Below are 8,528 nucleotides of genomic sequence, written 5' to 3'. Positions count from 1 at the left end.
CGTACACCTTCTCCTCCTCGCTGTGCCCGGCGTTGCGGACAACGTCCAGCCCGTCCATCAGCGGGCCGGGGATGTCGGGGGGCTTCGGCATCCCTGAGGTCTCGCTTGGCGCGCGTCTTACTCGCAACCGCGCGATCGCCGCAGCGGACCTGGGTCACAACCCAAGCGCGAAAATCTTCTCAACCTTCCACCTCAAGCGCTATTACCCCAGATCAAGAGTGGTTCGAGGGCCACTCACTTTCCCATCAGGTTCAGACCCGCGTTCCGCATGCGAACTGTTGACCCGTACACGCCTTCCGTCGGCTCCTCACATGATCCGGTACTGCACGGTGTAGCCTCCGGATTGGCGGATCTATTCCCCCCAGTCGACCACCCTGTAGGCTTCGCGGACGGGTCTCAGGACACTCCCAACGTCACCGCAGAGCCAACTTCGATCTTGGAGGATACCTCAGACGGCGGGATGTGACCACACCGCTACCGACCAGTCCCCGTTGACGCGCTGTTAAGCACCAAGCCGCAGCATCGATGCGCGACCGGGCCCTGCGGTTCGAACGTCCACAGAGCAGCGCTACGGCTCCCAAAACAGGGCTTCAGCGCGGCCTCGTGAGCGTCGTCGCATAAGGGCCCGCCCCTGCCCCCGGGGCGGGCCTTTGTCGTTCTCTATCACCGATGATCTGGGGGCCTGAGCCGGCGCTTCCAGTGTCCAGCTCTCCCATGCTTTGCCAGGCTGTCCCTGCCTATGCCTGCCCTCGGCGTGACACGGACTTCGTATTTTCAGCGATTGGCCGGAGAGAGGCAGTTTGCACGTAAGACGAGTGCGCTTGGCCCCCTCGTGCTGACTTCGGACTGCTGATGCCCCTCCTGTAGGGCTTAGTAGCGGTTCTGGCAGCATGTGCTGCGTAAAGCATGATCTGTTTTAGCTGGCGTATCCCACTCCCAAAGAGTCGATATAGAGGTGCCATCTCTAGACAGGCGCTCGCGATCCGAGGAAGCTCAATCCAACCTTCTTATTGCGTGGAAAAGAGTTGGACATGGATCCTTGGGTTGCGTTCGTCGATGCTCTCTCGGGACGGTTTCGCCGCCGCCGCAGTCGTGTGCTGCGTGAGCGCTGCCCGGATTTGCCGCGTCTGCGCGTGCTCGACCTCGGTGGATCACGCCATTTCTGGGAGCAAATGCCGGAGGACATGATCCCGGCGGATCTGACGCTTCTAAACATCGAGGACGATGGCTCAGCTCGCAGCCACACCGGTAGGCTGCAGGCCCTGAAGATCGAGCTCTACGACGGTACCCGGATCCCATATCCAGATAGCCATTTCGACGTTCTGATCTGCAACTCGGTCATCGAGCACGTGCCGCCCGAGCAGCGGGCCCATTTCTGCAGCGAAGTGCGTCGCGTCTGCAGACGCTACTTCGTCCAGACACCGGCCTACGCGTTCCCGATCGAACCACACTTCGTTCTGCCGGCGATCCACTGGTTGCCGCGTCCTTACGGGCGGCGCTTCATCCGCTTCGGCCTATGGGCGCTGCTCAGCCGGCCGACGCCGGAGAAGATGCAGTCCTACTTCGACAACACCCATCTGCTTCGTGCGCGGGATATGCGGGCCCTACTGCCCGACGCCCAACTCGTGCGCGAGCGCCTGTTCGGCTTCACGAAGTCCTATACAGCGCACGGCCACGGCCGCGGCTCTCTCCAGGGCGCCTGACCTGAGCTGGCTCACGACCACCTTCAGGGGCGGTCGCGAGCCGGTTCACCGGGAACAGGACGATCAGCATCAGGGCGAACTTGGCCAGCATCGTGGTCTTGCCGGCTAGGCCCTCGAAGGTGTTGACCAGGATCACGAACGCCAGGATCGGCAGCCAGACCCCACGTCGGCACCCTCGGGCGACCTCGGCGAGGTAGAGCCCGACAGCCAGGACGAGCAACGCCGTCACCAAGACGCCGTGATAGAGCACGTCCGAGATGATCGAGTTCTCGATGCCCCATTCCAAGCCGTAGATCCGCCGCAGGGTGCTTACCTGCAGGAGGTCGGGTGCCAACAGCAGCTGCCGGAACGGGATAGCGTCGAAGATCGCCAGCATGTCGACCCGAGCCTGGGCGCTGCCGCCGTCGGAGACAAACCGGCTTAGAAGGGTGTCGAAGAAACCCACGGTAGCCAGGATAGCCACGAGCACCGGCGCCATCGTCAGCGCAAAGCATGCGCATGCCGCCCCAGCCAGCGGGATCCGATTGTTGCGTAGCGTTCGGTTGAGGGTCACGAGCCCAACCATTCCACCAAAGACTAGGGTTGTCACCGTGGCTGCCCGCCCACCAAACGTGACGAGGGCTACGAGCTGCAGGGCGATCATCGCGGCCCGGAAGGCTGGCACGAGCCTCCCGCCGCCCATGGCAAGGGATAAGACGTAACAGGCCGTCACCGTCGCGTTGGTAAGTGGGTGGCCCTGGAGCGCGGCCGAGCGCGTGTCGGTCTCAAACGCCATGCCATCCATGCGGAACGGAAAGAAGCGCTGGCCGCTGGCGAACTCAAACAGTCCCAGCAGGGCATTGGCGAGCATGACGAAATGAAAGACGTTCTCCAGCCGTCCCAACGTGGCGGCATCGCGATCCATGAGCAGGATCGGGACGAGACCGGCCAGCACGAAGGTATCGATCGAGCCAGCCAGCCCGGTTCCACCGCGGGCTGCGATCAATACGAGGAGCAGCACGCCGCAGATTGCCAGCAGCACGCAGGCCGGCTTGCGGTTTAGGGCCTGCACCACAGGGATCACGGGATTGCCGGCGCGTAGCATGCCCCAGCCGCACATGGCGATCGCCAGATAGGTCGTCGGGTGGATCTTCGATGTGGGCGATCCGGTAATCCCCTCGTAGTTGAACCCCAGCGTCCACAGCAGGCCGCCGGACAGCCCGACGAGTAGCAGCGTGAAAATCACGAACGTCAGCGGTTCGGCGCGCGTGGCTCCGCGTAAGGTTGTTCTCGATCGTGACCACGACGCGCGCCGACGCGCGAAGCCGGCGGGTTGGGCAGTCCTCACGCGCCAAGCCTTCTTGGCATGAGAAGCCCGGAAACTGGCGCGAGTTGGGCCGCGACAGCGCTGTTATGGTCGATCAGTCCCACGATCAGTCACCATCGTTTCCAGCCGAGCGTATTCCAGCAGCCTCTACCCGCTTCCGGAATAGCCGCTTAGACTGATGGAAATCCCTAAAAACCGCCCATGGGGTGCAGGTATCAGCGGCGATCACTGGGTATCTGGTAAACGCTCCGCAGCAAATTTCTCTTCAGCGTTGGCGGTTATCAATCTTGTTACCGATTGGCCGGTAGAGCGCATCCTTAGCCGACATTCGGTGGGTTGAAGCGCTAAGTGGAGACGTGCTCATCATGCATGTGAGAGTTCGTCTGGACGGCGCGCGATCACGCCGTTGGCACACCGGGCTGTTGCAGCGGATCTCTGATACGCCCGGAGTTGAGGCTGTCAGCGTCGATATCGCCACAGGTCCAAAGGGTTGGCCCTCCAGCGCCGATCTGTTGTTCCGGCTTGAGGCGCTAGTCTACGGGCTAAACCTGGGCGGGTCGTTGAACCTACCGCCGGCCGATTTGGCAGCTTGGGCCCGCCCCATGGCCGCCGATCTCGTGCTCGATCTTTGTGGTGATGCAGTCGCCGCTTGTCCCGTGTGGCGCCCGGCCTACGATGGCGGCATCGGTGAAAACGGCCTGCTTATGAGCCTCCTCGCCGGACGTGTGCCGCAGCTTGAACTCATCCAAGACGAACGTGTCGTGGCTTCCGGCATCCTGGGGACGGACCATCGAGGCTCGATAGCCATATCCTTCGAGGACGCTCTGGCACGAACAACTACGGTGATTACAGCCGCGCTTACGAACCGGCTGAGTGGCCGTCCCGAAGAGGGGATTAGGGCGGATCTGGTTCAGTGTGTCGCCCCCGCCCTTCCTGCCAGAGCTCTTGGTAGGCGTTCAGCCCGACTGCTCGCTAGGAACGTGGCCAGCCGGCTGTACAGGCTCTGCTACAATGCTCCGCATTGGCGTACCGGATGGCGCCGCCTCGACGGTCCAGACTTATTTGACCTCGGCCGTCATCCCGATACCGGCTGGAACACCTTGCTGGATGACGCGCGTCGGTTCTATGCCGATCCCTTCCCGCTGGCTTTCGCCGGTAGCACGCACGTCTTCGTGGAGGAGTTCCCGCACGCCACGGGCAAGGCGATCATCTCGGCCGTCCGCTTCGGCCCGGATGGCCCAGAGGGCACGCCGGTTCCGGTGCTGGAGGAGCCCCATCACCTATCCTACCCGTTCGTGTTCGAGCGCGACGGCGAGGCCTGGATGGTGCCAGAGAGTTCCGCGGCGGGCACGGTCGATCTCTACCGGGCGACGCGCTTCCCCGGAGGCTGGGTCAAGGAAGCCACGCTGCTCTCGGGCGTAGTGGCCAGCGATGCAACTCTGGTCGAACATGCCGGCCACTGGTGGATATTCGCGACCGTGCGAGATGCTGGTCCGAGCGCCCCGCTTGGGTCGGGGTCTTACCACGATGCGCTCCACATCTGGTCGGCGCCCGATTTCCGCGGCCCCTACACAGCTCACCCGGGCAATCCCGTATTGATCGATCCCTCGACCGCTCGCCCGGCTGGACGGATCGTCGAACGTGGCGGTCATCTGATCCGCCCTGTACAGGACTGTTCTCAGGGCTACGGCCGAGCTCTGGGTCTGGCACGGATAGACCGCCTCGACCCTGACGGGTTCGCGCAGACCATCGTCAGCCGGATCACACCCGGTCCGGCCTGGCCAGGCAACTGCCTCCACACCCTGAATGCCGGTGGCGGTATCGAGTGCATCGACGGATCGGCCCGCGCTTCCCGTATCAAGGCGATGATCGGTGGCAGGGTGAGACAGACTTCGGCCGCAGCCTTAGCCTCTAGCTGATCCGGGCCATGGGCCGGCACTTGCGGTGTCCAGTCCCGCCGCCGCACCGACCCTCACACGACTGCCCGGCCAAGGCTTCACAGGCTCTCTGCGGGGAACTGGCACGGAGAGAGCCTGTCGTCACGTGCTTGCCCGCCGCACGCCTTGCGGTGTCGCGAACGCCTCGGGCGCACTGCCGGGAAGAACCGGTCTTGTTGCAGGCAAGAGGCTAGCTGTCGTCGGTCAGGCTCTTCCGCGTTGAGCCTTCAGCTGCTGCAGGGCGCGTTCATTCTCGCGATCGAACTGAGCCGGCGTGACTTCTCCAGCGTCCACACGGCGTGCGAGCTGCTTGCGGTACTCCAGCGCGTCCTCTTCCTGCGCGCTCAGCAGCACACTGGCTCGCGCGGCCGCCTGGGTACGTTCAGCCCACTCCGTGTAGCTGATCCGATGCGCATCGCGATCTGCTCTAAGGCGGACGACATCCTCTTGGAGAAGTGCAGCACCACGGAGCCCGGACCCAGCTTGTTGCGGACCTGGGGCGCCGGTCTGGCAAGCCCCTAGACCAATCGTGGTGAGAAGGATCGCGGCGATGTATCGTTTCATAAGCAGCCCCTCGTTCAGGACGAGGTAAGCTGGTCCACGCCGAGGAGGCGAGCGCGGATCGGACACACCGGCCGTCTTGCATTACGCTCGCGATCCCAACCAGAAGCCAGCTCTGATCGAGGCATCGTCGCAGCTCACACCAACCAGGTGACGACTGAACGATTACGCTACCTAAAAACCGCACCTTGCGAGCCGTCCAGCTTCGTCCCGCCAAGCATCGCGCTCGGCCTGAACCGCCTCGATCAAGGCATGCAGGTTCCCGGCATCGATCGCGGTCTCCATCAGCATGTCCTGGGCGATCGCGAGTTGCTGGCGTAGATCAGCGTTCTCCCGCGCGATAGCGACGAGCAGGGCGGTCACGTCGTCGCCCATCAGCGCCTGCTCCAGATCACAGGCAGGGGCTCTATCCGCGCTCAAGCTTGGCGGCAACAACATCTACACTGAACGCGACTGCGCCGGCGAGGCCGCACCGAGTATCGAGGGGTGGAGACCCCGGTGCTACTCTTCCGGCGCGCGGCCGGAGCCAATCGCTGAGGGTATGGTGGCGCAGGGTAGTTTACTGTCCCTGTACGCGGTCGGCACGGATCGCCGGCTACATCGTTGCGGCGATAGCCATCCACTGGCGCGCCTCAGAAACTCGCTCGTCGTCCGGGCACAAGGGCATGTCGCGGATGACCCGCGAGACGATGTGGCGGACCAACCCGTCATTGAGGTTGAGTTCGCGGGCGTGGCTCTGAAGGCGCCCCATCAGGCGCTGGACCACAATCTCGTGTCGAATGTCGGCTTCGTCGAGCATGTCGTCATCCCCCCAAGATGCGGCTGCAAGATCGTGTTTCAGCCTATAGGAGCGGCCAGACGGGTATAGGATTGCTATATGCAACCCTAGATGTGGGGCTCTCCTCGATCCAACGGTTATCGCCATCAAGGTAATTCAAAGAATAATCCTCCCGGCCGCGTGCGGCTGGCGGACCTGACCAACTGGTCGGATACTACATCCTCACCGTGGGCTCGTGTTGCGGGTCGTAGGTCTGGCCGCGATGGTCGGTCATGGCCCTAAGATGGCGAGCGTGGCCGTGTCTGTCGAGGTGGCCGGCCGATCTCGCTGCAACAGGCGCGGGCAATGTTCGACCCGGGGAAATTCTACGGGATGCTGAGGAACGCCGAGGTGGGACGGTAACGCCCTACTCCGCTGCAGCGCCGACGCTGTCGGCCATCTTCGCTCCTCGCGTGCCTAGGGGCTGCGGCTTGCCCACCGTGGTGTCCTCGGCGGTCTGGTGCTCCATCTCGGCGTTCAGCTGGGCGCCCAGCAGCACGATGATCGTCGAGATCCAGATCCAGGTCATGAACCCGATCGCCGCCCCGAGCGAGCCGTAGGTCTTGTTGTAGCTGCCAAAATTGGCGACGTACCACGAGAACAGCAGCGAGCCGCCAAGCCACAGCACCGCCGCCACGCCACTCCCCCCGGTGACCCAATGCCAGCGCGGCGCGTCCCGGCTCGGACCATAGCGATAGAGGACCGCCAAGCCGCCCAGAACCGCGAGCAGCAGGACAGGCCAGCGCAACAGGGCCAGCCACCATGCATCTTTGCCGATCCCGATGAACTCGAACACGACGGGCAGCACCACAACGGCGCCGAGGGCCAGGATCAGGAACGCCAGCGCGCCCGCGGTGAAGGCCAGCGAGACGAGGTTCAGGACGAAAAAGTTGCGCGTCTCGCGTTCGTTGTAGACGAGGTTGAGCGCGTCGAAGATGTGCTTCATGCCACCGTTGGCGCTCCACACCGACAGGGCAACGCTCACGAGAAGACTGAGGCCAAGCGTGGCATTTCCCTTCTCATCCAGCAGCTTGACCTGATCGCCGAGGATATCGAGGGCACCTTGGGGCATAATGCCTTGCAGGCTGGTGAGTTGATCGTTGATGGTCGAGGCGTCTGCCGCGAGCCCGTAGACCGACACCAGGGCGGCGATCGCCGGGAAGATCGCCAGCAACGCAAAGAAGGTTACGCCGGCCGACACCAGCATGATCCGGTTCTCGTTCACGTCCCGGTAGGTACGCAGCGCGATGTCCTTCCAGCCTTTGGCGGGGATCTCGGTCGGGTGTTTGGCTTGCCGTCCGCGATCAGCCTGCGTGCGCGCTACTTCTTGGGCGTCACGACCGGTGTGAGAGGGAGACGTCCGGCGTGCCGCTCCATCCCCGCTGTCCGAACCTGCTGCGGAGGCGCCGGATCCTGTACGGGCCGTGCGTCGTGGCAATGCCACGATGCCGAGCAGCGCGGTGGTCAGCGCCAAGGTCCAGGCGAGGGAGTTTCCCTTCTCGACGGAGCCGGGCTGCGAGCGGTCTCGGTGATGGGACGTCATTTAAAAATTTCCGCGCGCTAAGCTGCGCTATAGCATCACGCGCAATAACAGCGTGTGGCTCCGAACGTTGCAACCAGAAGCTTCAGGACACAATCTTCGGGGCGATGAAACGGAGCGCGCCAGCAGATCGTCCCCAAAGGCTTGAGGTCTGGCCGTTCTGCTCAGGCATGCGCTCGGGATGGAGGTCGGCGGGGCCGGTGTCGAGCCTCGCCTCGCAGCCCATTTTAGCACGACGTCGGGCTGACGGCGGGTGCACAGGGCAAGGCACAGTCCTGATCGCCAAGAGCTGGATCGCAACTGCTCCGAGCGCCCCCGATCAGCCGCTGATTGAGAACGGCGTTACCTGCTGAGCCTGGCCTGTTCCTCGCGATGTCCATCTGCTTTTCATGCAGCTCGCGACATAGCGATGAGATCGGATGCCGTAAGGGCGCGCTGGGGCAGTGGATCAAGGGGTGGAATGCGAGGCTGGACGGCAGGTGGCTTGATCCGGCCAACCCGAAGACGCGCCAGTGGGCTGGTTCTCTTTGCCGGCGTCCCTGTCACGCTTCTTCCCCTTGCCTGCCCAGGGGCGTTGCATAGGCGAACGCGCATTGAAGCGTTAGTTAAGGCTAAGCTTCCGACGGTAACAGGGGACGCGTCAGTGACATGCCGCTGGCCCTAG

The 8,528-nt window shown here is 63.5% G+C and carries 7 protein-coding genes; 2 read left to right on the top strand and 5 right to left on the bottom strand.

The genetic code is table 11. The features are described from left to right. Positions 1–1,031: 1,031 nt before the first annotated feature. Complete coding sequence (locus tag MKK67_RS21020) at positions 1,032–1,703, top strand: class I SAM-dependent methyltransferase (RefSeq protein ID WP_243969054.1); 672 nt, start codon at positions 1,032–1,034, stop codon at positions 1,701–1,703. Here the strand turns inward: MKK67_RS21020 and MKK67_RS21015 are convergent. Then, positions 1,648–2,928 (bottom strand): VpsF family polysaccharide biosynthesis protein, encoded by a 1,281-nt coding sequence (locus MKK67_RS21015; protein WP_313899034.1) that lies wholly within the window; start codon positions 2,926–2,928, stop codon positions 1,648–1,650. The genes MKK67_RS21020 and MKK67_RS21015 overlap by 56 nt on opposite strands. Positions 2,929–3,374: 446 nt before the next feature. On the opposite strand from MKK67_RS21015, the gene MKK67_RS21010 reads away from it, so the two are divergent. Next, the gene (locus tag MKK67_RS21010; RefSeq protein ID WP_243969063.1) at positions 3,375–4,928 is read left to right on the top strand and encodes a formyl transferase; all 1,554 of its coding nucleotides are present in this window, start codon (positions 3,375–3,377) and stop codon (positions 4,926–4,928) included. Between the two features lie 222 nt (positions 4,929–5,150). Here the strand turns inward: MKK67_RS21010 and MKK67_RS21005 are convergent, their stop codons facing one another. The 4 genes from MKK67_RS21005 to MKK67_RS20990 all read right to left on the bottom strand — a co-directional run bounded on the left by MKK67_RS21005 (position 5,151) and on the right by MKK67_RS20990 (position 7,867). Further along, a complete protein-coding gene (locus MKK67_RS21005) occupies positions 5,151–5,510 on the bottom strand; it encodes a hypothetical protein (protein ID WP_243969051.1) in 360 nt (119 codons plus the stop codon). Between the two features lie 171 nt (positions 5,511–5,681). Continuing rightward, positions 5,682–5,882 carry a hypothetical protein gene (locus tag MKK67_RS21000; protein WP_243969049.1) on the bottom strand — a complete coding sequence of 67 codons (201 nt, stop codon included), beginning with the start codon at positions 5,880–5,882 and terminating at the stop codon, positions 5,682–5,684. A gap of 220 nt (positions 5,883–6,102) precedes the next feature. After that, positions 6,103–6,306 carry a hypothetical protein gene (locus MKK67_RS20995; RefSeq protein ID WP_243969047.1) on the bottom strand — a complete coding sequence of 68 codons (204 nt, stop codon included), beginning with the start codon at positions 6,304–6,306 and terminating at the stop codon, positions 6,103–6,105. 385 nt (positions 6,307–6,691) lie between these two features. Next, a complete protein-coding gene (locus MKK67_RS20990) occupies positions 6,692–7,867 on the bottom strand; it encodes a YihY/virulence factor BrkB family protein (protein ID WP_243969045.1) in 1,176 nt (391 codons plus the stop codon). Positions 7,868–8,528 lie beyond the last annotated feature (661 nt).

Origin of the sequence: Methylobacterium sp. J-072 (assembly GCF_022829425.1) — a bacterium.
Taxonomy (GTDB): Bacteria; Pseudomonadota; Alphaproteobacteria; order Rhizobiales; family Beijerinckiaceae; genus Methylobacterium.
Note: the sequence above shows the minus strand (reverse complement) of the source record. Positions and strands in the feature narration are given on the sequence as shown.